The organism is Sphingomonas sp. KRR8, from assembly GCF_023559245.1.
In the GTDB taxonomy this organism is placed as follows: domain Bacteria; phylum Pseudomonadota; class Alphaproteobacteria; order Sphingomonadales; family Sphingomonadaceae; genus Sphingomicrobium.
On record NZ_CP097462.1, the window covers coordinates 309,491 to 331,548 of the forward strand.

25 protein-coding genes are annotated in these 22,058 nt (G+C 66.7%); 19 read left to right on the plus strand and 6 right to left on the minus strand.

Annotated features, from left to right (window positions below; translation table 11 throughout):
- The first annotated feature begins 5 nt into the window (after window positions 1-5).
- Entirely contained in the window at window positions 6-245 is a 240-nt protein-coding gene (locus M8312_RS01555; protein ID WP_250118637.1) for a YnbE family lipoprotein, read from the plus strand.
- On the plus strand, window positions 245-619 hold the full coding sequence (locus tag M8312_RS01560) for a YdbL family probable chaperone protein (RefSeq protein ID WP_250118638.1): 375 nt from the start codon (window positions 245-247) through the stop codon (window positions 617-619). The genes M8312_RS01555 and M8312_RS01560 overlap by 1 nt, the downstream gene beginning before the upstream one ends.
- On the opposite strand, the gene M8312_RS01565 is transcribed toward M8312_RS01560, so the two are convergent.
- On the minus strand, window positions 601-1,311 hold the full coding sequence (locus tag M8312_RS01565; protein WP_250118639.1) for a DUF4163 domain-containing protein: 711 nt from the start codon (window positions 1,309-1,311) through the stop codon (window positions 601-603). The genes M8312_RS01560 and M8312_RS01565 overlap by 19 nt on opposite strands.
- A gap of 173 nt (window positions 1,312-1,484) precedes the next feature.
- Between M8312_RS01565 and M8312_RS01570 the strand changes: the two genes are divergently transcribed.
- From M8312_RS01570 to M8312_RS01590, 5 genes are all read left to right on the plus strand, one after another.
- The gene (locus M8312_RS01570; RefSeq protein ID WP_250118640.1) at window positions 1,485-1,796 is read left to right on the plus strand and encodes an AtpZ/AtpI family protein; all 312 of its coding nucleotides are present in this window, start codon (window positions 1,485-1,487) and stop codon (window positions 1,794-1,796) included.
- Between the two features lie 12 nt (window positions 1,797-1,808).
- Complete coding sequence (locus M8312_RS01575) at window positions 1,809-2,600, plus strand: F0F1 ATP synthase subunit A (protein WP_250118641.1); 792 nt, start codon at window positions 1,809-1,811, stop codon at window positions 2,598-2,600.
- A 30-nt stretch (window positions 2,601-2,630) separates the two neighbouring features.
- Window positions 2,631-2,858 (plus strand): F0F1 ATP synthase subunit C, encoded by a 228-nt coding sequence (locus tag M8312_RS01580; protein ID WP_114226461.1) that lies wholly within the window; start codon window positions 2,631-2,633, stop codon window positions 2,856-2,858.
- Window positions 2,859-2,964: 106 nt separating this feature from the next.
- Window positions 2,965-3,459, plus strand: coding sequence for a F0F1 ATP synthase subunit B family protein (locus tag M8312_RS01585; protein ID WP_250118642.1), 495 nt, complete (start codon window positions 2,965-2,967; stop codon window positions 3,457-3,459).
- The gene (locus M8312_RS01590; RefSeq protein WP_250118643.1) at window positions 3,452-4,003 is read left to right on the plus strand and encodes a F0F1 ATP synthase subunit B; all 552 of its coding nucleotides are present in this window, start codon (window positions 3,452-3,454) and stop codon (window positions 4,001-4,003) included. Before M8312_RS01585 ends, M8312_RS01590 begins: the two co-directional genes overlap by 8 nt.
- A gap of 70 nt (window positions 4,004-4,073) precedes the next feature.
- On the opposite strand, the gene M8312_RS01595 is transcribed toward M8312_RS01590, so the two are convergent.
- Entirely contained in the window at window positions 4,074-5,576 is a 1,503-nt protein-coding gene (locus tag M8312_RS01595) for a winged helix-turn-helix domain-containing protein (protein ID WP_250118644.1), read from the minus strand.
- 119 nt (window positions 5,577-5,695) lie between these two features.
- On the opposite strand from M8312_RS01595, the gene M8312_RS01600 reads away from it, so the two are divergent.
- Window positions 5,696-6,280, plus strand: coding sequence for a PEPxxWA-CTERM sorting domain-containing protein (locus tag M8312_RS01600; protein ID WP_250118645.1), 585 nt, complete (start codon window positions 5,696-5,698; stop codon window positions 6,278-6,280).
- 13 nt (window positions 6,281-6,293) lie between these two features.
- Here M8312_RS01600 and paaZ read toward each other — a convergent pair whose 3' ends face one another.
- Complete coding sequence (gene paaZ / locus M8312_RS01605; protein WP_250118646.1) at window positions 6,294-8,318, minus strand: phenylacetic acid degradation bifunctional protein PaaZ; 2,025 nt, start codon at window positions 8,316-8,318, stop codon at window positions 6,294-6,296.
- A 108-nt stretch (window positions 8,319-8,426) separates the two neighbouring features.
- Between paaZ and M8312_RS01610 the strand changes: the two genes are divergently transcribed.
- Window positions 8,427-8,792 (plus strand): PilZ domain-containing protein, encoded by a 366-nt coding sequence (locus M8312_RS01610; RefSeq protein ID WP_250118647.1) that lies wholly within the window; start codon window positions 8,427-8,429, stop codon window positions 8,790-8,792.
- 6 nt (window positions 8,793-8,798) lie between these two features.
- Here the strand turns inward: M8312_RS01610 and paaG are convergent, their stop codons facing one another.
- The 3 genes from paaG to M8312_RS01625 all read right to left on the minus strand — a co-directional run bounded on the left by paaG (window position 8,799) and on the right by M8312_RS01625 (window position 11,403).
- Window positions 8,799-9,578 carry a 2-(1,2-epoxy-1,2-dihydrophenyl)acetyl-CoA isomerase PaaG gene (gene paaG / locus M8312_RS01615; RefSeq protein ID WP_250118648.1) on the minus strand — a complete coding sequence of 260 codons (780 nt, stop codon included), beginning with the start codon at window positions 9,576-9,578 and terminating at the stop codon, window positions 8,799-8,801.
- A gap of 68 nt (window positions 9,579-9,646) precedes the next feature.
- A complete protein-coding gene (locus tag M8312_RS01620; RefSeq protein WP_250118649.1) occupies window positions 9,647-10,396 on the minus strand; it encodes an SDR family oxidoreductase in 750 nt (249 codons plus the stop codon).
- The gene (locus M8312_RS01625) at window positions 10,393-11,403 is read right to left on the minus strand and encodes an LLM class flavin-dependent oxidoreductase (protein ID WP_250118650.1); all 1,011 of its coding nucleotides are present in this window, start codon (window positions 11,401-11,403) and stop codon (window positions 10,393-10,395) included. Before M8312_RS01625 ends, M8312_RS01620 begins: the two co-directional genes overlap by 4 nt.
- A gap of 66 nt (window positions 11,404-11,469) precedes the next feature.
- Between M8312_RS01625 and paaA the strand changes: the two genes are divergently transcribed.
- The 10 genes from paaA to M8312_RS01675 all read left to right on the plus strand — a co-directional run bounded on the left by paaA (window position 11,470) and on the right by M8312_RS01675 (window position 22,031).
- Window positions 11,470-12,468 carry a 1,2-phenylacetyl-CoA epoxidase subunit PaaA gene (gene paaA, locus M8312_RS01630; protein WP_250118651.1) on the plus strand — a complete coding sequence of 333 codons (999 nt, stop codon included), beginning with the start codon at window positions 11,470-11,472 and terminating at the stop codon, window positions 12,466-12,468.
- A gap of 44 nt (window positions 12,469-12,512) precedes the next feature.
- On the plus strand, window positions 12,513-12,794 hold the full coding sequence (gene paaB, locus M8312_RS01635; RefSeq protein WP_250118652.1) for a 1,2-phenylacetyl-CoA epoxidase subunit PaaB: 282 nt from the start codon (window positions 12,513-12,515) through the stop codon (window positions 12,792-12,794).
- Window positions 12,794-13,615: a 1,2-phenylacetyl-CoA epoxidase subunit PaaC gene (gene paaC, locus M8312_RS01640; RefSeq protein WP_250118653.1), complete on the plus strand. Its 822-nt coding sequence runs from the start codon at window positions 12,794-12,796 to the stop codon at window positions 13,613-13,615. Before paaB ends, paaC begins: the two co-directional genes overlap by 1 nt.
- Complete coding sequence (locus tag M8312_RS01645; RefSeq protein WP_250118654.1) at window positions 13,612-14,688, plus strand: ferredoxin--NADP reductase; 1,077 nt, start codon at window positions 13,612-13,614, stop codon at window positions 14,686-14,688. The genes paaC and M8312_RS01645 overlap by 4 nt, the downstream gene beginning before the upstream one ends.
- A gap of 19 nt (window positions 14,689-14,707) precedes the next feature.
- Window positions 14,708-15,916 carry an amino acid aminotransferase gene (locus M8312_RS01650; protein ID WP_250118655.1) on the plus strand — a complete coding sequence of 403 codons (1,209 nt, stop codon included), beginning with the start codon at window positions 14,708-14,710 and terminating at the stop codon, window positions 15,914-15,916.
- Complete coding sequence (locus M8312_RS01655) at window positions 15,909-17,960, plus strand: alpha-ketoacid dehydrogenase subunit alpha/beta (RefSeq protein WP_250118656.1); 2,052 nt, start codon at window positions 15,909-15,911, stop codon at window positions 17,958-17,960. The genes M8312_RS01650 and M8312_RS01655 overlap by 8 nt, the downstream gene beginning before the upstream one ends.
- Before the next feature lie 5 nt (window positions 17,961-17,965).
- Entirely contained in the window at window positions 17,966-19,183 is a 1,218-nt protein-coding gene (locus M8312_RS01660; protein ID WP_250118657.1) for a dihydrolipoamide acetyltransferase family protein, read from the plus strand.
- A gap of 63 nt (window positions 19,184-19,246) precedes the next feature.
- Window positions 19,247-19,999, plus strand: a complete 753-nt coding sequence (locus M8312_RS01665) for an SRPBCC family protein (RefSeq protein WP_250118658.1) — start codon at window positions 19,247-19,249, stop codon at window positions 19,997-19,999.
- Window positions 20,000-20,015: 16 nt separating this feature from the next.
- Window positions 20,016-21,242 (plus strand): zinc-dependent alcohol dehydrogenase, encoded by a 1,227-nt coding sequence (locus M8312_RS01670; RefSeq protein ID WP_250118659.1) that lies wholly within the window; start codon window positions 20,016-20,018, stop codon window positions 21,240-21,242.
- 12 nt (window positions 21,243-21,254) lie between these two features.
- Entirely contained in the window at window positions 21,255-22,031 is a 777-nt protein-coding gene (locus tag M8312_RS01675; protein WP_250118660.1) for an SDR family NAD(P)-dependent oxidoreductase, read from the plus strand.
- The last annotated feature ends 27 nt before the right edge of the window (window positions 22,032-22,058 follow it).

Consider the following 22,058-nt stretch of genomic DNA (forward strand, 5'->3'; position numbering starts at 1 on the left):
AGCCCATGATCCCCCGCCGACCCCTGCTCGCCGCCGGAGCGCTGATCCCGGCGCTGTCCGGATGCATCAGCGTCAAGACTCCGGACAAGCCGATCGAGATCAACCTCAACGTCGCCATCCGCCAGGAGGTGGTGGTCCGGATGCAGAAGGACGTCGAGCAGCTCATCAACCAGAACCCGGAGGCCTTTCCGACCCGGCCGGGTCCGGCCACGCCGCCGGCGACCAAACCAGTTCCGAAGCCCTGATGCGGCGGCTTGTCCTTGCCGGCCTGGCCCTGACCGCCACTCCGCTGGCCGCGCAGGGGGCCAGCGCTCTGCTCCAGGCCCAGGCGCAGGGAGTGATCGGCGAACGCTACGACGGTTACCTCGGTTACGTCCGGCAGCCGGACAGCAATGCGGCGCGCGTCCAGGCGGAAGCGGTGAACATCCGCCGTCGCGCGCTCTACACCCGGTTCGGGACCGAGCACCGAATCAGCCCGCAGGACGTGGGGATCACCGCGGCGTGCACAACCCTGTCGCGGGTCGAAGTCGGCGAGGCCTACATGCTGGCCGACGGCGTGTGGCGGATTCGGTCCGCCGGTCAGCCGGCGCCGGTGCCGGCCTATTGCACTGGCGGCTGAGGTTCGAACGAGGCGCGGTATTCGGGCTTGAGGCGGGCGAGCATGGCGGCGGTCAGCGGTAGGCTGACCTCATAGCTGCCTTCGGCATAAGCGCCGGCGACATATGGGTCGGCCGTGACCAGCACATGATCCAGCCGCCCGTTGCGGTTGGTGTCGGCCAGGGTCAGGCTGACGTCTTTCAGCGGCGGGCAGTCGCCGAACATGTCCGACTTGTTCACCGGTTCCTGCCGCCGCTTGGCACGCTCGCGGTCGAGCAGCGCGCAGAACGGCTGGCGGATGGCGCCGTCCCACCAGCCGGAGCGCTGCAGGAGCGAATCGAGCTCGACCGCGCGTGCCAGGCGACGGTCCCACAGCACGGCGCGGGTGTAACTGTTGCCGTGAGCGCCGCCTGTGAAGGTGTAGGTCGAGGCCGACAGCGAAAGGAGGCGGGGTGTCTGGCCCGCCGTTTTCCAGTCGCGCTCGAAGGAGTAGCGCATATCGGCCAGGAGTGAGTTCATCTTCCGTCGCGCCGCCCGGTCAAGCAGCACATCGCGCCGGAGATCCCTCAGCTGCCTGGCGGCATCGGTGCGGAAGCGGCGATCGAGTGCGGGAACAGCAGCGGCCTCGGCGGACCAGCGGTAGCGGAAGTCGACGTACCCGGACTTGCTGGCGATGGTGACCGGAGCGGCCGCGACGAGAAGGAGCGTCAGCATGGTGCACCCCTACGCCCAGCTCGCTTGATCGACCAGCGGCAACGGTTGACCTCCGCGCCCTCGCTGCTAAAGGGGCGGCGCCTTGGCGGGCTGCTTGGCCGCCATGTTCCTTGCCTTACGCGACGAACGCGCGACTTCTGCCGCGCCGCCGCGCACATGAAGGAGACGGGGTCATGGTGGAAGAACAGCCCGGGGCGGAACCGACGTCTTCTTCGGACGCGCGGCTCGACCGGCTCGAACAGCGAGTGGCCGAGGCGAAGCGGCGGGAAGATATGCGGGCCGGCAAGGGACCGCCGGCCGACGGCAACGAGCAGATGGGCCAGCGGGTGCTGTCCTATCTGCTGGGCGGTCTGCTCGGCGGTGCGTTGCTCGGCTGGCTGTTCGACGGCTGGTTCGGGACGGGGCATGTGGCACTGGTGGTTGGGGTCGTGCTCGGCGCGATCGGCGGCTTCTGGAGCATCATCAAATTGTCGATGCGCAGTTAAGGAACGAGGCAAGTGGCGGCTCAATCGGGCAAGATCGATCCGATGCACCAGTTTAAGGTCGAACCCCTGTTCGGCCAGGACTGGACCATTGCGGGTCACTCGATCGCCTTCACCAACTCGGCGCTGTGGATGGCGCTGACGGGCCTCGTGATCTGGGCCTTCATGCTTGGCGGCATGAAGCGTGAACTGGTGCCCGGCCGCTGGCAGGTGATGGTCGAGGGAGTGACCGGCTTCATCACCAACATGCTGGACGCCAACATCGGCCCTGCCGGGCGCAAATATGTGCCCTATGTCTTCACCCTGTTCATGTTCATCCTGGTTGCCAACGTGCTCGGCCTGCTGCCGTTCGGCGTGGTTCCCGGGGTGCACCCGTTCACCGTCACCAGTCACCTGACCGTCACCGGCGTGCTGGCGATCGTGTCCTTTTCGATCGTGCTGATCGTCGGCTTCGCCAAGCACAAGCTGCACTTCTTCAGCCTGTTTGTGCCGCACGGCACGCCGCTGCCGATGATCCCCTTCATCTTCCTGGTGGAGCTGTTCAGCTTCCTCGTGCGCCCGTTCAGCCTCGGGCTGCGGCTGTTCGTCGCGATGACCGCTGGGCACATCCTGCTCAAGGTGCTCGCGGGCTTTGTCATCAATGGCCTCAATGCCGACGCACTGTGGGTGGCCCCGGTGGTCAGCCTGCCGTCGCTCATCCTGATGATCGGGATCAGCGCGCTCGAGCTGCTGGTCGCGGCCATCCAGGCTTATGTTTTCGCGCTGTTGACGTCGCTGTACCTCAACGACGCCATCAACCTTCACTAACAACGACGATACACAAAGGGAGTTTTCACCATGGACGCAAATGCCGCCAAGCTTCTCGGTGCCGGTCTTGCCGCGATCGGCGTTGGCATGGCCGCGCTGGGCGTGGGCAACGTGTTCGGCTCGTTCCTCGAGAGCGCGCTTCGGAATCCGGCCGCCGCTGACAGCCAGCAGGGCCGTCTGTTCATCGGCTTCGCCGCCGCCGAGCTTCTCGGCCTGCTGGCGTTCGTCGTGGCGATGATCCTGCTGTTCGTCGCGTAACGCACTGAACAACCCCGCGTTCAGCCTGAGCCTGGCGAGGCCGATCCACTCATTGGATCCAGCTTCGACAAGCTCAGGGTAAGCGCAAATACACTCGGCGAGACCCATGCCTCAAATCGCGCAAATCGGCGAAATCTACATGTCCCAGCTGTTCTGGCTGGTGATATTTTTCGGCGCGATCTTCGTGATCGTGGGTCTCGGCATGGTGCCGAAGATCCAGGGCACGGTGGACGCGCGGGATGCCCGAATCGCCGCTGACCTGGCGGAAGCAGCCAGCGCGCGGTCGACGGCCGACAGCCTTGAAGCGGACCATCGCGAGTCGATGGATCGGGGACGGGCCGAGGCCGCACGGCTTGCCGCCGAGGCCAAGGCCGAGGCCGCAAAAGCGACCGAGGCGCAAGTTGCAGCGGCCGATCAGGTTTCCGCCGGCAAGCTCGAGGAGGCCTCACGGCGCATCGCGGAAGCGCGTTCGTCGGCCCAGGCCGAGATCGAGAATGTGGCGGCGGAGGCCGCGGCGGCGATGGTCGCCCGGGTGGCCGGACTGACCGTCGACGAAGGCACCGCCCGCGCCGCCGTCCAGCAGGAGCTCGTCCGTGGCTGATCCCGTGACCCAGAAGACGCACATCGAGGTCGAGGCGGGCGCCGAGCATCACGTCGATCCCAGTGCGCTTGGCTTTGATGCCACCATGCTGGTCGGACTGGCGATGCTGGTCGTCATCCTGCTGATGCTGTGGAAGAAGGTTCCCGCGGCGATCGGCAAGTCGCTTGACACCAAGATCGCAGCGATCCGCGCGCAGCTCGACGAAGCGGCCGAGCTGCGCAAGGAAGCCGAGGCGCTCAAGGCCGAGTATCAGGCACGCTTCGCCGCCGCCGACCAGGAAAGCGCGGCGATGCTAAAGCGTGCTCGTCACGAGGCAGACGCGATCCGCACCAAGGCCGAGGCCGACGCTGCCCAGCTGGTGGAGCGTCGCACTCGCATGGCCGAGGACAAGATCGCAGCCGAGGAGCGCGCCGCGCTTCAGCAGCTTCGCGCCACGGCGGCCGACGCCGCTGCCAAGGCCGCAGCCCGGATCATTGCCGAGCGGCACGACGGCAGCGCCGACAAGGCGATCATCGATCAGGCGATCGCGGGCCTTGGACGTTAAGCGCTTCGATCATCAGAATTGAGAAGGGCCGCGGAGCCATCCGGCGGCCCTTTTTCTTGGGCAGCGACACTCAGCCGGGAAGAAAGGTGTCCGGACCCACTCCTCTCTTCCGCCAGTAACGGGTAAGCCCGAGATCATCGCACAGGCCTTCGAACCTGGCATCCTGTCGGACGGCAACGAGGGGTGGCATGAACAGCCATTGGGTGCGGCACCAGCTTGGCGCGTTTGCCACAAAGCTATGGGCGGCGACCGGTCGCCCAACGGCGAGCGGACCTTTGCTCCGCAGCAGGGCGTCGATCACCAGATAAGCGGCATCCACCTCTCCCAAGGCACTGAGCGTCATCGCGGCGTAGGTCGCCTGCCCGGGACTGCGTTGGGCCGCCGCGAGATTGGCTTCACGCGCCTGCGCCACCCTCGCCTGACTGGGGTCGGCCAGTGCAGCCAGGGTCGGCTCCCACTGGCTGCGCAAGATCGGATGGGCGTTTGCGGCAGGGTTTGCCGGGCTGCCGAGCATTTCCGCTGCCGCTGCCGTTCGTCCGGAGTAGGCCAGCACCATGAAGCGCGCGTTCCAGACGAGGGCATGCGACGGCCACAACGGCATCAAGCGCTCGCTGAGCGCCAGGGCATCCTGGGTTCGACCGGCGGTCCAGAGCCTGAGGACACGGCGCCATTGCGGGGTCGGCGAACTGGGCGCCGCCGCCGCCGCCCGTTCGTTGATTGGCCACGATCGCCGCGTGAGGCCGGCGGCCTGGAGGAAAGACGTCAGGCTTCCAAGGACGTGGAGGTTGTCGGGCGCCGTGCCGAGCAGAGCCTGAAGCCCGTCCTCGATCTCGGACCAGTCCATTCGGCCGGCATTGAGGTCGAGCATTGCAAGCCTGGCATGCGGCTCTCCCGGGTCACGCTGAAGAGCGTCACGGGCGCAGGTCTCCGCATGCCGCAGGCTGTCGGCCGGATTGGCGCTGCCTCCGTTGTACGCGCTCGTCTCCTCCGCCAACGCCATCAAGCCGAGTGCTCGCGAACTCCGTGGGTCGAGCGTCATGGCCTTGCGCAAGGGCGGCAGCGCTGCGCCGGCCTGCAGGGGAACCGCGTCCCGCAGCAGCACGTCGCCCCGGTCCGTCCACTGCTTCGCGTCGGTGAGTTCGCGCTCGGTCCGCAAGCGCAAGATTGCCGCGCCCACAGCCGCCAGGGCCATGGCCGCTCCACCCATGAGCAACGCCCGACGACCCACGGTTCGCTGCCCGGACCCAGCCTCCGCATGGCTGGTCGTCAGTCGGTAGCCAACCCGCGGCACCGTTTCGATGAGGACTTCGCCTTCACTGGTGCGGTCGAGTGCCCGGCGGAGGTTGCCGACCGCGCGGTTAAGGCTGTCATCGCCGACCTGGGCGTTACCCCACAGGCGATTGAACAGCTCGCGGCGCGGCAGCACCTCGCCCTCACGATCAACGAGTTCCAGGAGAAGTCGCATGACAAGCGGTTCGATCACCGCTTCACCGCCGGGTCCGGTGACTCGGCGGCGCGCCGGATCGATCGCGAGGCCGGCTAGCGAAAGAGGAGCATATCCCGACGCGTCCATCCGATTCTCACCTCTGATCGGCAGATGATCGGTCAATCATCATGGCTCAACAGCGGCCTGACGCCAAGTCTTCGCCCGCAGACCGATCCCAGGGTCGGCGAGAAAGGGAGATCAGGACCATGCAGGTGATCACGAGAGCCATTATTGCTGGCGCCATGCTGTCGAGCACGGCGCCGCTGTTTGCGGCGGTGTTGCCCTTCACGGGCACGGTGACGGGAGTAAGCAGCCTGGTGGGCGCGGACGCGAGTTGCGCGCCGCTTACCTTCAGGTCGGTGATCAACCCTTCTAGTACGACGGGCTTCTCCTCACTCGGCAACTTCACCTACGGTACCAGCACCTGCCTCTCTCCGGGCGGAGGCAGTTCCTTTGGCACGTTCACGATCGATTTCGGCGTCGACGCCTTCAATGGCACATTCAACGGAGGATCAACGCCCACCAGCACGCCTGGGATCAGTGACACGGCCTGGCTCTTCACGATCCTGGGCGGCACCGGCAGGTTCGCCGGGGCGTCCGGCACGTTCCAGGGAGCGGGCCTGGCGGACGCCCGGACGCGCCCCACGCAAGTCGCCATCTCCTTCATCGGCAACATCAACGCGCCCGCCGTGCCGGAACCCGGTTCATGGTTGCTGATGCTGCTTGGCTTCGGATGCGTCGGGTTCACACTGCGTCGAGGTGCCGGCAGCATGATGAAGCAGGTCGCCTGACGACTGGGTTCGCCTACGGCACGTTCTCTGTCAGCAGGTCGTAGGTCGCGACCAGTTCTTCCTTCTGGTTGAAGATCTCGACGGCCCAGCGGACGACACCGGTGTCCTCGCTCTTGAGACTCTTGGAGCGGACGGTCAGCTCCACCCGCATCGAATCGCCGGGGTAGAGCGGCGTCAGGAAGCGGAGGTTCTCGAGGCCCGTATTGGCCAGCACGGGACCGGGCGCTGGGTCGACAAAAAGGCCGGCGGCGAAGCTCAGGATCAGATAGCCGTGGGCAACCCGGCCTTCGAAGATCGGTGAAGCCTTGGCGGCTTCCTCGTCCATGTGGGCGTAGAAGGTGTCGCCGGTGAAGTGGGCGAAATGCTCGATGTCCTCGACCGTCACGGTGCGGCTGGCGGTCTTGAGCGTGTCGCCGATGTGCAGTTCGCTCATGCGCTTGCGGAACGGGTGGGCGTCGATGACATGCTTCGGCCCGCCGGGGATGTACTGGTCGGTGATGGCAGCGATCATGGCGGGCGACGACTGGATGGCCGTACGCTGCATGTAGTGGGCAACGCCGCGGATGCCGCCCATCTCCTCGCCGCCGCCGGCACGGCCGGGGCCGCCATGGACCAGCACCGGCAGCGGCGAACCGTGGCCGGTCGAGTCCTTGGCGTTCGTGCGGTCGATGACCAGCATCCGGCCGTGATGACTTCCCGCGCCGAGCACGAAGTCACGCGCGGCCTCTGGCGAATGGGTGAAGAGGGACAGGACGAGGCTGCCGCGCCCGCGATTGGCCAGCGCCACGGCGTCGTTGAGGTCGCGGTAAGGCATCACGGTCGCGACCGGGCCGAACGGCTCGACGTCATGGACCGCGTCGCACGACCAGGGATCATCGGCGCGCAGCAGGATCGGCGAGAGGAAGGCGCCGCCATCGGGACCGACGCTGGCGTGGAGATCGCCCGCCACGACCCGCGCGCCTTGGGCGGTGATCGCGCTCACCGCCTCGCGCACGCTGTCGCGCTGGGCACGGCTGACCAGCGCGCCCATGCGGGTGTCCTCGGCACGCGGATCGCCGACCCTGGTGACTGCGAGGCGGTCGCGAATGGCGGCCTCAACCGCGTCGATGTGCGCTGCTGGAGCCATCGCGCGGCGGATGGCGGTGCACTTCTGCCCCGCCTTGACCGTCATCTCGGTCACCACTTCCTGCACGAATAGGTCGAATTCGGGTGTGCCGGGAGCGGCATCCGGGCCGAGGATGGAGGCGTTGAGGCTGTCCTGCTCGGCGATGAATTTAACGCTGTTGCGCTGGATGGCGGGATGGGTTCGAAGCTTGAGCGCAGTCGCCGCCGAGCCGGTAAAGCTCACCACGTCCTGTCCCGACAGATGGTCGAACAGGTCGCCCACGCCGCCGACGATCAGTTGCACCGCGCCGAGCGGCAGGATGTCGGCCTCGATCATCACCCGAAAGGCGGCCTCGCACAGCCAGGCGGTGGCACTGGCTGGCTTCACGATCGCCGGAACTCCGGCGAGGATCGTCGGGGCGAGCTTCTCCAGCATACCCCAGACAGGGAAATTGAAGGCATTGATGTGGACCGCCACGCCCTGCAGCGAGGTGAAGATGTGCTGGCCGACGAACAGCCCGGACTTGCTCAGGGGCTCAAGCTGGCCATCGAGCAGCACGTGCGCGTCCGGCAGCTCGCGCCGGCCCTTCGAGGAAAAGGAGAGGAGCGTGCCGGCGCCGCCCTCGATGTCGATCCAGCCATCCTTGCGGGTGCAGCCGGTGGCGTAGTTGAGCTCGTACAGCTCTTCCTTGCGAGCAAGGACGGCGAGGCCGAGCGCCTTGAGCATCCGGGCGCGCTCGTGGAAGGTCAGGCGGCGCAGGGCGGGGCCGCCGACGTCCCGCGCGAAGGCCGCCATGGCGCCAAAGTCGAGCCCGCCAGAGCCGGTCAGGGCAACGGTGCTGCCGTCCACCGCCGAGGGCAATTCCGTCAGGGTGGCCGTGTCACCGGGGGTCCACTGGCCGCGAGCGTAGTTGAGAAGCTGGGGAGTTTTCATGGCGGCTTTCTAGGCGATGTCCCGCCTCAGGCGAAGAGCAGGCGACACCGGTCCGCTTTGGAGTTTTCGGAAAGCAATCTTTGGGTTCCGGCACCGCATGCCGCCCGCATGACCCACGACTCTCTTTGGCAACGTGAATTGTGGGCGACGGACGGTCCGGGCCGGCCGATGCGCTGGCGTCAAGGTATCCGCTGCAAGCTGAAGGCGCAGGTCTTGCTGCGTCGGTCCAACCGCGACAAGTTCCAGGTCGACGTCGACAACTTCTCGCGGCACGGATGCTGCCTCACCTTTGTAGACGAGCCCATTCTGGATGAACGGGTGTCGATCAAATTTGAAGGACTGGAACTGCTTGGCGCTGCGGTCTGCTGGATTCGTCATCGCCAGGTCGGCCTCGAGTTCGAGAAGCCGTTGCACGAGGCCGTGTTCGGCCACCTGGTCCAGAAGCTGGACGCCCGCTGCCCCGACCGGGGCTAGAGGGGTCTAGCGCCCGGTGAAGACCGCCGGGCGCTTTTCCAGAAAGGCGGCGACGCCCTCACGATAGTCGGCGGTGAAGCCCAGGCGGCGCATCTCGTCGCGCTGCAGGTCGAGCTCTGTCTCGAGGTCGCGGGACCAGCTGGAGCGAACCAGCTGCTTGATCGCGGCGAGCCCTAGCGGTGGCAGGCTGGCGAGCTTGGCGGTGAGCCCATCAACGGTCTCATCGAGCGCCGCGTCCTCGACGCATTTCCAGATCATGCCCCATTCGGCGGCCTGGCTGGCGGACAAGGGTTCGCCGGTGAGCGCAAGACCCAGGGCGCGAGCCTGCCCGACGAGACGCGGCAGGTGCCAGCTCCCGCCGCTGTCGGGAATGAGGCCCAATGCCGAAAAGCTCTGGATGAATTTGGCCGAGCTGGCGGCGATAACCAGGTCGCAGGCCAGCGCGACGTTGGCGCCCGCCCCAGCAGCCACGCCGTTTACGCGGGCGATCACCGGCTGCGGGATGGTGGCCAGGCGCCGGATCAGGGGATTCCAGCTTTCCTCGACCGTCTCGCCAAGGTCGACCTCCTGACCGGGCGCAACTGCGCGGTCGTTGAGGTCCTGGCCCGCGCAGAAGCCGCGGCCGGCTCCGGTGAGGACGATGACCCGCGCCGAGGCCGCCTGGCGCAGCGCGTCGGAAAGTTCGCCATGCATCTGCCGAGTGAAACTGTTCAGCCGGTCGGGCCGGTTGAGGGTGATCCGGGCAACGCCGTCCACCTGCTCGAGGATGATGGTCTGGTAGGTCATGGCGGCGCTCCGAAGATTCGACGTGGCCCTTGGTGCAACCACGCCGGCTCGGAGACAACCATGACCGGCTAACGCTTCAGCCCGGCGAGCATCGTCAGCCGTTCCTCGACGGTGCCGTCACGTTCGGCAAAGCGGAGTGGTTTCACGCGCTCCACCAGGATTTCGGGCGGGGTGGGTTGCTGGGCGAACAGGTTCATCACTTCATAGATGAACTCGCTCAGCGGCATGTAGCCGGGGCGGGTGCTCTGTCCGGGGGTGAGGTCCGTCTGCACGCCCGGGGGTACCAGCTCGATCACCTCGATCTTGCCTTCGAGCAGCTTGCGGAGGGCCAGCGTGTAGCTGTGGATAGCGGCCTTTGTTGCTGAGTAAGTGGCGCTGTCGGGCAGGGGTACCGTCGCAAGGCCGGAGGTCACGTTGATGATCGCTGCGTCAGCTTGCCCCTTCAGGTGATCGATCAGTGCGTCGATCAGCCGAATGGGGCCGAGCAGGTTGGTTGTGACGGTCGCTTCGGCGTCGGACAGGTCACGCCTCGCGGTGATGTCTTCCACCCGCATGATCCCGGCGTTGTTGACCAGCACGTTGAGCTTTGGGTGCTCCGCGAGGAGGCGCTCGACGAAGCTCCTCAGGGCTGCGGGATCGTCCACGTCGACGGCATAAGAGACCATGTTGGACCGGTCGCCGATCGTTTCCCTCAGCGCCTCATCGCGGCGACCGGCGATGATCACGTGGTTGCCGGCGTCGTGCCAGCGGCGGGCGAGTTCGCGGCCGATGCCCGAGCCGCCGCCAGTGACGAGGATGGTGTTGCCGGTGGCCTTCATGCGGCGGTCTCCAAAGGTTGTGCGGTTGGCTTGTTCATGGCTTCGGCGAGCAGGGCGTAGGAACGCTCCCTGGCGTGCGGATCGAAGATCTGAGCGGTGATCATGAGCTCGTCCGCGCCGGTGCGGGCGAGGAAGGCGTCGACCTGGCTCCGAACGGTCTCCTTGCTGCCGATGGCGGAGCAGGTGAGGACCTGTTCCAGCGTCAGGCGGTGCTGCATTGGAAGGCTTTCGAGATAGCCGGCCCGCGGCGGTGGGAGCTGACCCGGGGTGCCGCTGCGCAAAGCCACGAACGCTTGCTGGACCGAAGTGGCGAGCAGCTGCGCCTCCTCGTCCGTGTCGGCGACGAAAGCGTTGAAGCCGAGCATCACATAGGGCTTGTCGAGCTGCTCGGAAGGTTCGAACCGTTCGCGATAGAGCCTGATGGCCGCGTCCATCTGCTGCGGGGCGAAGTGCGACGCGAACGCGTACGGCAGGCCAAGCATGGCGGCGAGTTGGGCGCCGAACAGGCTGGAGCCCAGGATCCACACGGGGACGGTCTGGCCTTCGCCGGGGATGGCGCGGATGCGGCCGTTTTCCCCTTTGAAATAGCCCATCAGCTCCACAACGTCGTTGGGAAACTGGTTCTCGTCCGCATTCAGGTTCCGCCGCAGCGCCCACGCGGTGGCCTGGTCGGTCCCGGGCGCACGTCCAAGCCCAAGGTCGATCCGGCCGGGGTAAAGGGCTTCAAGGGTTCCGAACTGCTCGGCGATGGTCAGCGGCGCGTGGTTGGGCAGCATGATGCCGCCCGCACCGATACGGATCGTGCTGGTCCGCGACCCGACATAAGCGAGCGCGACGGCCGTGGCCGCGCTTGCGATGCCCGGCATGCCGTGATGCTCGGCCATCCAGTATCGATGATAACCAAGCCGTTCCGCATGGGCGGCGAGCGCGCCTGAGCGGCGAAGCGAGTCGCCGGGGGTGGAGCCCTGGGGAACGGGCGAGAGGTCGAGAACGGAGAGAAGCGCCATGACCCCTACATGGGTGGGCTACCGTCCAGTTTGAACCGCGGACCGCCAGGGACTACATGCAAGTTCATGTACACGACCGATCTCTCCAAGTCCGGCGCGGGCTCCAAGGTTCAGCCGATTGGCCCGGCCGAGGACCCGGCGCTGCTCGAAGCATTCGAGGCGCGAGTCGCTGCCGATGAGTTCATCGAACCGAAGGACTGGATGCCGGAGGCCTACCGCCGCACGCTGACCCGGCAGATCAGCCAGCACGCGCACAGCGAGATCGTCGGGATGCTGCCGGAGGGCAACTGGATCACGCGGGCGCCGAGCCTGCGGCGCAAGGCAATTCTGCTGGCCAAGGTGCAGGACGAGGCGGGCCATGGGCTCTACCTCTATTGCGCGGCCGAGACGCTGGGCACCAGCCGCGAGGAGATGATCGAGGCGCTGCACTCGGGCAAGGCCAAGTACAGCACCATCTTCAACTATCCGACACTGACCTGGGCGGATATTGGCGCGATCGGCTGGCTCGTCGACGGCGCGGCCATCATGAACCAGGTGCCGCTGCAGCGGACCAGCTATGGGCCCTACGCCCGGGCGATGGTCCGGGTGTGCAAGGAAGAGAGCTTCCACCAGCGCCAGGGCTACGAGATCATGATGGCGATGGCGAACGGGTCGCCGGCGCAGAAGCGCATGGCGCAGGATGCGCTCAACCGTTGGTGGTGGCCGAGCCTGATGATGTTCGGCCCGCCGGACGACAATTCGCCGAACACCGCGCAGAGCCTGCGCTGGCGGATCAAGCGCGAGACGAATGACGAGCTGCGGCAGAAGTTCGTCGACATCACCGTGCCACAGGCCGAGTATCTTGGGCTGACGGTCCCCGATGCCCACCTCAAGTGGAACGAGGCGAAGGGCGGCTACGACTTCGGCGCGATCGACTGGGAGGAATTCTATTCGGTCGTGCGCGGCGAGGGCCCCGTCGCGAAGGAGCGGATGACCGCTCGGCGCGAGGCGTGGGAGAGCAACGCCTGGGTCCGCGAGGCGGCCGCGGCGCATGAGGCGAAGAAGCGGGCGAAGGCGGCCGCTTGACCTTGCCCGTCGGCCCGGCGAAGGCCCGCTGACGGAGGAATATCATGTCTGACTGGCCGTTGTGGGAAGTGTTCGTCCGCGCCAAGGGCGGCTTGGCGCACCGGCACGTGGGTTCGGTCCACGCGCCTGACAGTGAGCTGGCGCTGCGCCATGCACGCGACACCTATACCCGGCGGCAGGAAGGGGTCAGCCTTTGGGTTGTGCGTTCGACGGACATCGTCGCGAGCGATCCCGACCAGGCAGGTGAGCTGTTCGAGCCGGCGGCGGACAAGGTTTACCGGCACCCGACCTTCTACGACATTCCCGATGTGGTGAAGCACATCTGATGCCGAGCCTACCCCCGATCCGCCCCGAGGAAGAAGCCGCGGCGGCGACCCTGCGCAGCACCGGCAGCTTCGATGCGCCTGCGGACGCGACTGACCCCGTCCGCGCCGGCTATTTCCTCCGGCTTGGCGACGACGCGCTCATCCTCGGCCAGCGGCTCAGCGAATGGTGCGGACATGCACCCAGCGTCGAAGTCGACCTGAGCCTGGCGAACCTGTCGCTCGACTTGATCGGGCAGGCGACGCTGCTGCTGGCCGAAGCTGGCGATGCCGACGAATTGGCGTTCAAGCGCGACGTGCTCGACTTTCGCAACTGCTGGCTAGTCGAGCAGCCAAATGGCGATTTCGCACGGACGATGGTGCGGCAACTGCTGTTCTCGACCTGGCAGCACCTGCTTTACCAGCGGCTGACGGCCAGCAGCGATGCGGCACTGGCGGGGATCGCGGCCAAGGCGGTCAAGGAAGTCGCCTATCACCGCGAACTGGCCGCCGACTGGGTCGTGCGGCTGGGCGACGGAACGGAGGAGAGCGCCAGGCGGACGCGGGAAGCGCTCGACTGGTGCTGGCGCTTCGTGCCGGAGCTGTTCGAGGTCGATGAGGAACTCGAGGCGGCGATTGGCTGCGGGCTGGCGGCCGACCCGCGTTCGTTCGAGGCCGACTATCGCGCCGCCATCGCCAGCGCGCTCGGCGAGGCGGGGTTGCCGGTGCCCGCCGACCAGCGACCGATCCTCGGCGGCCGTCGCGGCCACCATAGCGAGCACCTCGGCCATCTGCTGGCGCTGATGCAATATCTGCCGCGTACCTATCCGGACGCCGTCTGGTGAGCGCGAAGGAGTTCCACTCGCTGCAGGTGGCGGAAGTGGTCGCGGAGACGGATGAGGCCCGCTCGATCCGGTTCGCCGTGCCCCCTGACCTCGAAAGTGTTTTCCGCTTCCGTGCAGGGCAGCATCTGACCCTTCGCGCCGACATCGGCGGCCAAGACGTGCGGCGCAATTACTCGCTCTGCGTCGCGCCGGACGACGGCGCGCTGATGGTGACGGTGAAGCAGATCGCCGGCGGTGCCTTCTCCAACTGGGTGGCGCGTGAGTTGAAGGCCGGTGACCGGCTCGACGTCATGCCGCCGCACGGGTCCTTCACGATCGACTTCGATCCGAGCCGCGCCGCACGTTACGTCGCCTTCGCGGGCGGGTCGGGAATCACGCCAATCATGAGCCTGATCCGAACAGCACTGAAAACCGAGCCAAGGAGCCGCTTCACGCTGTTCTACGGCAACCGCGACGCGAGTTCGGTCATTTTCCTGGAGCAACTGGCGGGGCTCAAGGATCGCTACCTCGGCCGGTTCGACCTTTACCATTTCCTGTCTGAGGAGGAGGGCGACGTAGATCTCCTCAACGGGATGCTCGACCGCGAAACGTGCGAGCAGGCAATCGAGGCGTTTGTCGACTCGCCGGCCGAGGTTGACGCCTGGTTCGTCTGCGGTCCCGGGCCGATGATGGATGCTGCCGAAGCGGCGATGCTCGACCGCGGAGTGGCGCCTGACCGCATTCACATCGAACGTTTCACCGCCGGCCGGCCCTCCGCAGCGCTGGCGGCGGAGATGGCGCAGCTGCAGCAGCAGGCGTCGGGCCTGCAGATGAGTGTCACGATCGACGGTCGCACCCGCAAGGTGGCGTTCGACGGCACCAATATCCTCGACAGTGCGCGGGCCAGCGGGCTGCCGGCGCCCTTCGCCTGCAAGGCGGGCGTGTGCGCCACCTGCCGGGCGCGGGTGACCGCCGGCGAGGTCAGCATGGCGGCACGTTATGGCCTCACCGACGAGGAGATTGACGCAGGCTATGTGCTGACCTGCCAGTCGGTGCCCAAGGGTGACGGCGTGGCGGTGGATTACGACGCTTAAGGACGCTAGAGCCACGGCCATGCTCACCACTGCCGCGCCCAAGGGCATCGCCGATCTCGACCCCGTTGTCAGCGACTCGCTGCTGGCCCTGATCGCGCTGATCGCGGCTGACCCCCGGGACAACAAGATCGATGTCGGGGTCGGTGTCTTCCGCGACGGCGAGGGGCGCACGCCCATCCCGGCCAGCGTCAAGGAAGCGGAGCGGCGGCTGCTCGATGGCCAGGAGACCAAGGCCTATCTGGGCGGCTGGGGTGACCGTGGTTTCACCAAGGCGCTGCGGCCGATCGTGCTGGGAGCTCATGCCGGGGACGAGCGGATCGCGGGAGTCCAGACGCCCGGCGGCTGTGGCGCCTTGTTCCTGGCAACCAAGCTGCTGAAGCTGGCGAAGCCGGACGCGCGGGTGCTGGTGGGAACGCCAACCTGGCCAAATCATCCGCCGGTCATCAAGGGCGCCGGGCTCGAGATCGTCGAATACCGGCACTATGACTTCGCCACTCGGATGGTGGACTTCGCGGCGTTGCGTGAGGCCGCCTCCCGGGCGGCTCCCGGTGACATCCTGTTGCTCCATGGCTGCTGCCACAATCCGACCGGCGGTGATCTGAGCGAAGCCGAGTGGCGCGAAGTTGCAGCGATTGCTCGTGAGCGTCAGCTGACCCCGCTGATCGACCTTGCCTATCAGGGCTTCGGACGCGGGTTCGAAGAGGACGGCTATGGCGTCCAGGTCATGCTCGACGCCTGCGACGAAGTGCTGGTCGCGCAGAGCTGCGACAAGAACTTCGGCGTTTACCGTGACCGGGTCGGCAGCTTCTGGCTCAAGACCCGCGACGCCGCGGCGACTGCCAATGCCATGGCGCATGTGCTGCAGATCGCGCGCGAGGCCTGGTCGATGCCACCCGACCATGGTGCGGCGGCGGCGCGGATCGTGCTGGAGGACGAACATCTTCGGGCGCTGTGGCTGGATGAGGTCGCCGCCATGCGCAACCGGATCAACCAGGTGCGCCGTCGGATCGCCGATAGCGATCAGCGGTTGGGCTATATTGCCAGCGAATTCGGCATGTTCTCGATGCTGCCGCTGACCAAGGCGCAAGTCGTGGCGCTGCGTGACAAGCACGCGATCTACATGGCCGACAGCGGCCGTTTCAACGTGGTCGGCTTTGCGGACCGGGACATCGACCGCTTCTGCGCCGCGGTGATCGAAGCGATGGACTCCGTTCCCGCGCATGGCTGACGCGGACGCGCATTTTACCGGCACCGAGGTGGACTGGCGGGAGGTGGCGCGGCTGGTGCTGACCAGCCGCGAGATGGACCGGATCGAGGAAGAGGAACTCGTTCCAGCCCGCAAGGTGCTCTATCAGTTCAGCGCTCGCGGCCATGACATGGCGCAGGTGCTGCTGGGGCTGCGCTTACGCGATGGCGATGCTGCCTGCGGCTATTACCGCAGCCGGCCGCTGCTGCTCGCGCTCGGGGTGCCGCTGGCCGACGCGCTTGGCTCCGGCATGGGCCGCGAGGGCGGTTATTCTGGCGGACGCGATATCGGTGTCGTGTTCAACTATCCCAATCCCGGCGGCGCGCACGCCTTGCCGATGAGCGGCGGAGTGGGCGCGCAATATACGCCGGCCGCCGGATGGGCGCAGGCGATCCGCTACAAGGCCGAAGTGCTGAAGGAGCGGCAAGCGGATAACATCGCACTGGTGCTCGGCGGCGACGCGAGTTGCGCGACGGGGGGTTTCTGGTCGGCGCTGACGATCGCCACGACCCAGCGGCTGCCGTTGCTGATGTATGTCGAGGACAATGGCTACGGCATCTCGGTGCCGTCGACCTACCAGACGCCGGGGCAGGACATCGCTGCCAACCTGGCGAGCTTTCGCGGGCTGACGATCTTCAACGGCGATGGCACCGACCCGGTTGAGGCAGCCCGGCTGATCGACGCTGCCGTGAGCCATGTGCGGCAGAAGCAGGCGCCGGCGCTGCTGCGACTGACCGTGCCGCGGCTGGAAGGGCACAGCTACCAGGATACGCAGACCTACAAGAGCGAGGAAGTGGTCGCCGCCGAATGGGCCCGCGATCCGCTGCCGAAGCTTAAAGCGCACTGCGCCGCCCGGCAGATCGGCGACAGCGACTGGGCCGAGCTGGAGCAAAGGGTCGCGTGGGAAGTCGGTCAGGCACGCGAAGACGCCGAAGCGCGCGGCGTGCTGCCGGTGGACCAGGTGGCCGACAACGTCTTTTACTCAGGGAAGCCCTCGCGGGTTGGGGGCGGGGCGGGCCTGAGCCTTGACGGCACGCATGACGAGCCGCGGCCGGACGGGCAGCGGATCAACATGGTAACGGCCATCCGCCGCGTGCTGGAGCAGGAGCTGAGCGCTAACCCGAAGATGGCCGTGTTCGGCGAGGATGTCGGGCCCAAAGGCGGCGTCCATGCGGTGACGCTGGGGCTGCAGGAACGGTTCGGTGTGGCGCGGGTGTTCGACACCAGCCTCAACGAGGAGGGTATCGTCGGGCGCGCGGCGGGGATGGCAATGGCCGGGCTGCTGCCAGTGCCGGAGATCCAGTTCCGCAAATATGCCGAGCCGGCGACCGAGCAGATCAACGACATCGGCACCATGCGCTGGCGGACCGACAATCATTTCGCCGCTCCGATGGTGCTGCGGGTGCCGGGCGGCTTCTTCAAGTGCGGCGACCCCTGGCACAGTCAGACCAACGAAGTGCAGTTCGTGCATAATCCCGGCTGGCTGGTGGCGGTGCCAAGCAATGCCGAGGATGCGGTCGGACTGCTGCGGATGGCGTTGCGCGGGCACGATCCGGTGCTGTTCTTCGAACATCGCGCGATGCTGGATGACAGCTGGGCGCGGCGGCCGTGGCCGGGGGACGGATTCGTTCTTCCATTCGGACGCGCCAAGAAGACCCGTGAGGGCGACAAGATCACCATCGTTACCTGGGGCGCAATGGTGCCCCGTTGCGAGGCGGCCGCGGAGGGCGTCAGCGCGGATGTGATCGACCTGCGCACGCTGATGCCCTGGGATCGTACCGCGGTGCTGGAAAGCGTTCGCCGCACCCGCCGTTGCCTGATCGTGCATGAGGATCTGCGCACCGGTGGCTTCGGCGCGGAAATCGCGGCCGTGGTGGCGGATGAGGCGTTCCTCGACCTCGACGCGCCGGTCGCTCGCGTGACCATGCCCGATATTCCGAGCCCGCATCATCCCAGCCTGCTGGAAGCGGCCGTGCCGAGCGTCGAGCGCATCCGGGCCGAGATCGACCGGCTGGTGGGGTTCTGAGCGCCGTGATCGAGGTCCGCGTCCCCGATGAGCAGGAGGGCACCAAGGCGGTGGTTCGCGCCTGGCTGAAACAGGTGGGGGAGACCGTCCGTGTCAATGACCCGCTGGTCGAGCTCGAAACCGACAAGGTTACGCAGGAAGTGCCTTCGCCGGCGGCAGGGGTGCTGAGCGAGATCTTGCTTGATACGGACGCGGAGGCCGTGCCGGGGGCGCTGCTGGGGATCATCAGCGATGCCCCGGCTCAGACCGGGGACCAGGCCGCAGCGCCGGCGGTGCGTCGGTCCGAAGAAAAGAGCGCAGCTGACGGCGCTTCTGGACCCCGGCCTGAGCGGGGGTACGAAGATCAAGAAACCCGTTTTTCCCCGTCGGTGCGCCGGGCCCTCCTGCAGCATGACCTCGACCCCGCACGGATCGAGGGCACCGGCCGCGCTGGCCGGATCACGCGCGAGGATGTCGACCGGGCGGTGGCGCAGGCGACCGTCAGCCACGTGGACGCTGGTGCAAAGGTTATGGCCCAGCCGCGCATTGCCGAGGCGAACTGGAGCGACATTCCGCACGACCGGATGCGCCGCACCATCGCCGAGAACATGGTTCGTGCGGTCAGCGAGGCGCCGCATGTGACGGCGCTGTTCGAGGCCGATTTCGGCGCCATTGCGGCCCACAAGGCGGCACTGGCGCAGGACGGGGTGAAGCTCAGCTACACCGCTTACCTGCTCAAGGCCGCCGCCGAAGCGATGGCGGTCGCGCCAGCGATCAACGGGCGATGGGCCGAGGACCGGATCGCGATTGCACCGAACGTCGACATTGGCGTCGGCACCGCCCTTGGTGAGAAGGGTCTTGTGGTGCCGGTGGTGCGCGATTGCGGTCGCCTCAGCGTTCAAGAGATTGGTGCGAGGTTGGACGAGCTTACCCGCAAGGCGCGCGAAGGCAGGCTGGAGCGCTCGGACGTCAGCGGGGGCAGCTTCACCATTTCCAATCATGGCGTGTCGGGCTCGCTGCTCGCCGCGCCGATCATCTTGCACCAGGGGCAGGCCGCGATCCTTGGCGTCGGCAAGCTGCAGAAGCGGGTGGTTGTTCGTGAGGTGGATGGCGCCGACGCGATCGCCATCCGACCGATGGCCTACGTCACGCTCACCATCGATCACCGGGTGGTGGACGGGCACCAGACCAACGCCTGGCTCACCCGCTTCGTCGAGCTGATCGAGGGTTGGCCCGCTCCGTAGGCGTAACAACAGGAACGCCCCTCTTTCCGGCCCGTTGGCGTGGCAGGACAGGAGAGTCGTTCCATGGCAGACGGCAGTGACGAGCGGCGCGACACGGCGCGACCACGCAATTCGCAATCGAACCGGCGCGGGAGCGGACAGAGCGAAAGCTCCAACCGCGCGCTGATTGGCTTGGGCCTGGGACTTGCCACCGCAGGCGCGGCGGCGTTCTTCTTTGCCAAGGCCCGGGAAGACGATGTTGGCGACGGACCGCTCTTGAGCGATGCGCCCGACCATGTCCTGCGCGGCAAGGCGCTCCGGAACGCCCGCAACACGGAGCCTGGCACCGCGCTAGTCGGCCGCACGGTGACGGTGAACAAGCCCAAGCAGGAGCTCTACCAGGTGTGGCGCGACTTCACGCGCTTCCCTGAGTTCATGGACAATGTGCGCGAGATCCGGCGGCTGGACGACAAGGTCTCCGAGTGGATCATCGAGGCGCCGGCCGGGGCGACCGTAAGCGTCAAGACGCGCATCATCGAGGATGAGCCCGGCACCACCATCGCCTGGGTCAGCGAGCCCGACAGCCAGATCGAAACGTCCGGGCGGGTCGAGTTCGCCGATGCGCCTCCGGGGCGCGGCACCTATGTTCGGCTGGTGATGCGCTACACGCCGCCGGCCGGCACCATCGGCCGGCTCGCCGCCAAGGTCCTGCAACGCGAACCGCAGGTTCAGGCCCGGCGCGACCTCCACCGCTTCAAATCGCTGATGGAAACCGGCGAGGTCGCGGTCAACGCGTCCCCGTCGGGCCGCAAGTCGGAATCGCGCACCGAGGCTTGAGTTTAGGAGTTTTCACATGCGTGCATTGACCTGGCACGGCCGCCACGACGTTCGCGTGGACACCGTTCCCGACCCTGAGATCGTGAACCCGCGGGACGCGATCATCAAGGTGACGTCCACCGCCATCTGCGGCTCCGACCTCCACCTTTACGACGCCTACATCCCAACGCTCCGTGCCGGCGACGTCCTCGGCCACGAGTTCATGGGCGAAGTGGTCGAGGTCGGGCCCAAGTCGACCCTCAAGAAGGGGCAGCGCGTAGTGGTGCCGTTCACCATTAGCTGTGGCAACTGCTTCTTCTGCGAAAAGCAGCAGTTCAGCGCCTGCGACAACTCGAACCCGGCCGAGACCTCGGACGCGTCCGAGACGCTGATGGGCCACGCTATGGGCGCGGCATTCGGCTATGCCCACCTCACCGGCGGCTATGCCGGCGGGCAGGCGGAATATGTCCGCGTGCCGTATAGCGATGTTGGTCCGCTGGTGATCCCTGATGGGCTGGAGGACGATCAGGTGCTGTTCCTGTCGGACATCCTGCCGACCGGCTATCAGGGCGCGGTCAATGCCGACATCGAGCCCGGCGATACCGTGGCGGTGTTCGGCTGCGGCCCGGTTGGGCTATTCGCCATCCAATCGGCCTTCCTGCTCGGCGCGCACCGGGTGATCGCGATCGACCATTATCCCAACCGGCTGAAGCTGGCGAAGGAGAAGGGCGCCGACATCCTCGACTATCGCGAGGTCAACGTCCTCGAAGCACTCAAGGAGATGACCGGGGGGATCGGGCCCGACGCGGTGATCGACTGCGTCGGCATGGAAAGCCACGGGCTTGCCATCGACAACGTGATGGACACGGTGAAGGCGCACACCTTCCTTGGCACTGATCGACCGCACGCGCTCCGCCAGATGATCATCGCCTGCCGCAAGGGTGGCCGCCTCTCGATCCCCGGCGTGTACGGCGGGTTCGTGGATAAATTCCCGATCGGCGCGCTGATGGAGAAGGGGCTGCAGGTGAAGAGCGGTCAGACCCACATGCAGAAGTGGATGAAGCCGCTGCTCGAACACATCCAGAAGGGCGAGATCGACACCACCTGGTTCATCTCGCATCGCGCGCCATTGGAGCAGGCGGCCGAGATGTACCGGCACTGGCACGACGAGCAGAACACCTACACCAAGATCGTTCTGAAGCCCGAGATGGCCAAGCAGCCGTCTGCCGCGAAGGCTCCAGCCAGCGTCAGCGAACCCGCGTAAGGAGTATATCACATGGCTAATAAGCTAGCCGTCGTCACCGGTGCCTCGTCCGGCATCGGCCTCGAACTCGCTCGCTTGGCAGCGGGCGAAGGCTATGACCTGATCGTCGCGGCCGACACGCCATTCGTGGATGCGGCAGCGGGTCTCAAGGACCTGGGCGTGAACTTCGAGCAGATCGAAGCGGACCTCGCGACCGAGCAGGGCGTCAACCAGCTGATCCAGCGCATCGGCGACCGGCAGGTGGACGTCCTGGCTGCCAACGCGGGGCACGGCTTGGGTCACGCTTTCCTCGACCAGCAGCCGCGCGACTGGCAGCATGTGATTGAGACCAACATCACGGGCACGCTGCTGCTGATTCAGCCGCTGGCGAAGAAGATGGTGGCACGCGGCGAGGGCAAGATCCTCATCACCGGCTCCATCGCCGGGCATCTCGCCGGTTCGTTCCAAGCGGTCTATAACGGCACCAAGGCGTTCGTGGACAGCTTCGCTGCAGCGCTGAACAATGAGCTCAAGGACACCGGCGTGACCGTCACCTGCCTGAAGCCCGGCGCGACCGACACCGAGTTCTTCGAGCGGGCCGACCTGGGGGATACCAAGGTGGGGCAGGCCAAGAAGGACGATCCCGCCGAGGTCGCAAAGACCGGCTGGGAAGCGATGAAGGACGGCAGGCAGAGCGTGGTCTACGGGCTCAAGAACAAGGCGCAGGTGCTGGCCTCCGGCGTGCTGCCGGAAAGTGTCACCGCTGTCCTACACCGCGGGCAAGCCGAGCCAGGCAGCGGCAAGGAGTGAGCCCCCGGCGCCTGAAAATCGAGGCGC

Bases quoted from the DNA above. Each gene is read 5' to 3' on its own strand.
- M8312_RS01610 (WP_250118647.1), top strand. From the start codon at position 8,427: ATGACCCACGACTCTCTTTGGCAACGTGAATTGTGGGCGACGGACGGT.
- M8312_RS01665 (WP_250118658.1), top strand. From the start codon at position 19,247: ATGGCAGACGGCAGTGACGAGCGGCGCGACACGGCGCGACCACGCAAT.
- M8312_RS01560 (WP_250118638.1), top strand. From the start codon at position 245: ATGCGGCGGCTTGTCCTTGCCGGCCTGGCCCTGACCGCCACTCCGCTG.
- paaA (WP_250118651.1), top strand. From the start codon at position 11,470: ATGTACACGACCGATCTCTCCAAGTCCGGCGCGGGCTCCAAGGTTCAG.
- M8312_RS01565 (WP_250118639.1), bottom strand. From the start codon at position 1,311: ATGCTGACGCTCCTTCTCGTCGCGGCCGCTCCGGTCACCATCGCCAGC.
- M8312_RS01595 (WP_250118644.1), bottom strand. From the start codon at position 5,576: ATGGACGCGTCGGGATATGCTCCTCTTTCGCTAGCCGGCCTCGCGATC.
- M8312_RS01650 (WP_250118655.1), top strand. From the start codon at position 14,708: ATGCTCACCACTGCCGCGCCCAAGGGCATCGCCGATCTCGACCCCGTT.
- M8312_RS01570 (WP_250118640.1), top strand. From the start codon at position 1,485: ATGGTGGAAGAACAGCCCGGGGCGGAACCGACGTCTTCTTCGGACGCG.
- M8312_RS01655 (WP_250118656.1), top strand. From the start codon at position 15,909: ATGGCTGACGCGGACGCGCATTTTACCGGCACCGAGGTGGACTGGCGG.
- M8312_RS01670 (WP_250118659.1), top strand. From the start codon at position 20,016: ATGCGTGCATTGACCTGGCACGGCCGCCACGACGTTCGCGTGGACACC.
- M8312_RS01555 (WP_250118637.1), top strand. From the start codon at position 6: ATGATCCCCCGCCGACCCCTGCTCGCCGCCGGAGCGCTGATCCCGGCG.
- M8312_RS01580 (WP_114226461.1), top strand. From the start codon at position 2,631: ATGGACGCAAATGCCGCCAAGCTTCTCGGTGCCGGTCTTGCCGCGATC.
- M8312_RS01625 (WP_250118650.1), bottom strand. From the start codon at position 11,403: ATGGCGCTTCTCTCCGTTCTCGACCTCTCGCCCGTTCCCCAGGGCTCC.
- M8312_RS01620 (WP_250118649.1), bottom strand. From the start codon at position 10,396: ATGAAGGCCACCGGCAACACCATCCTCGTCACTGGCGGCGGCTCGGGC.
- M8312_RS01675 (WP_250118660.1), top strand. From the start codon at position 21,255: ATGGCTAATAAGCTAGCCGTCGTCACCGGTGCCTCGTCCGGCATCGGC.
- M8312_RS01585 (WP_250118642.1), top strand. From the start codon at position 2,965: ATGCCTCAAATCGCGCAAATCGGCGAAATCTACATGTCCCAGCTGTTC.
- paaZ (WP_250118646.1), bottom strand. From the start codon at position 8,318: ATGAAAACTCCCCAGCTTCTCAACTACGCTCGCGGCCAGTGGACCCCC.
- paaC (WP_250118653.1), top strand. From the start codon at position 12,794: ATGCCGAGCCTACCCCCGATCCGCCCCGAGGAAGAAGCCGCGGCGGCG.
- paaG (WP_250118648.1), bottom strand. From the start codon at position 9,578: ATGACCTACCAGACCATCATCCTCGAGCAGGTGGACGGCGTTGCCCGG.
- paaB (WP_250118652.1), top strand. From the start codon at position 12,513: ATGTCTGACTGGCCGTTGTGGGAAGTGTTCGTCCGCGCCAAGGGCGGC.
- M8312_RS01600 (WP_250118645.1), top strand. From the start codon at position 5,696: ATGCAGGTGATCACGAGAGCCATTATTGCTGGCGCCATGCTGTCGAGC.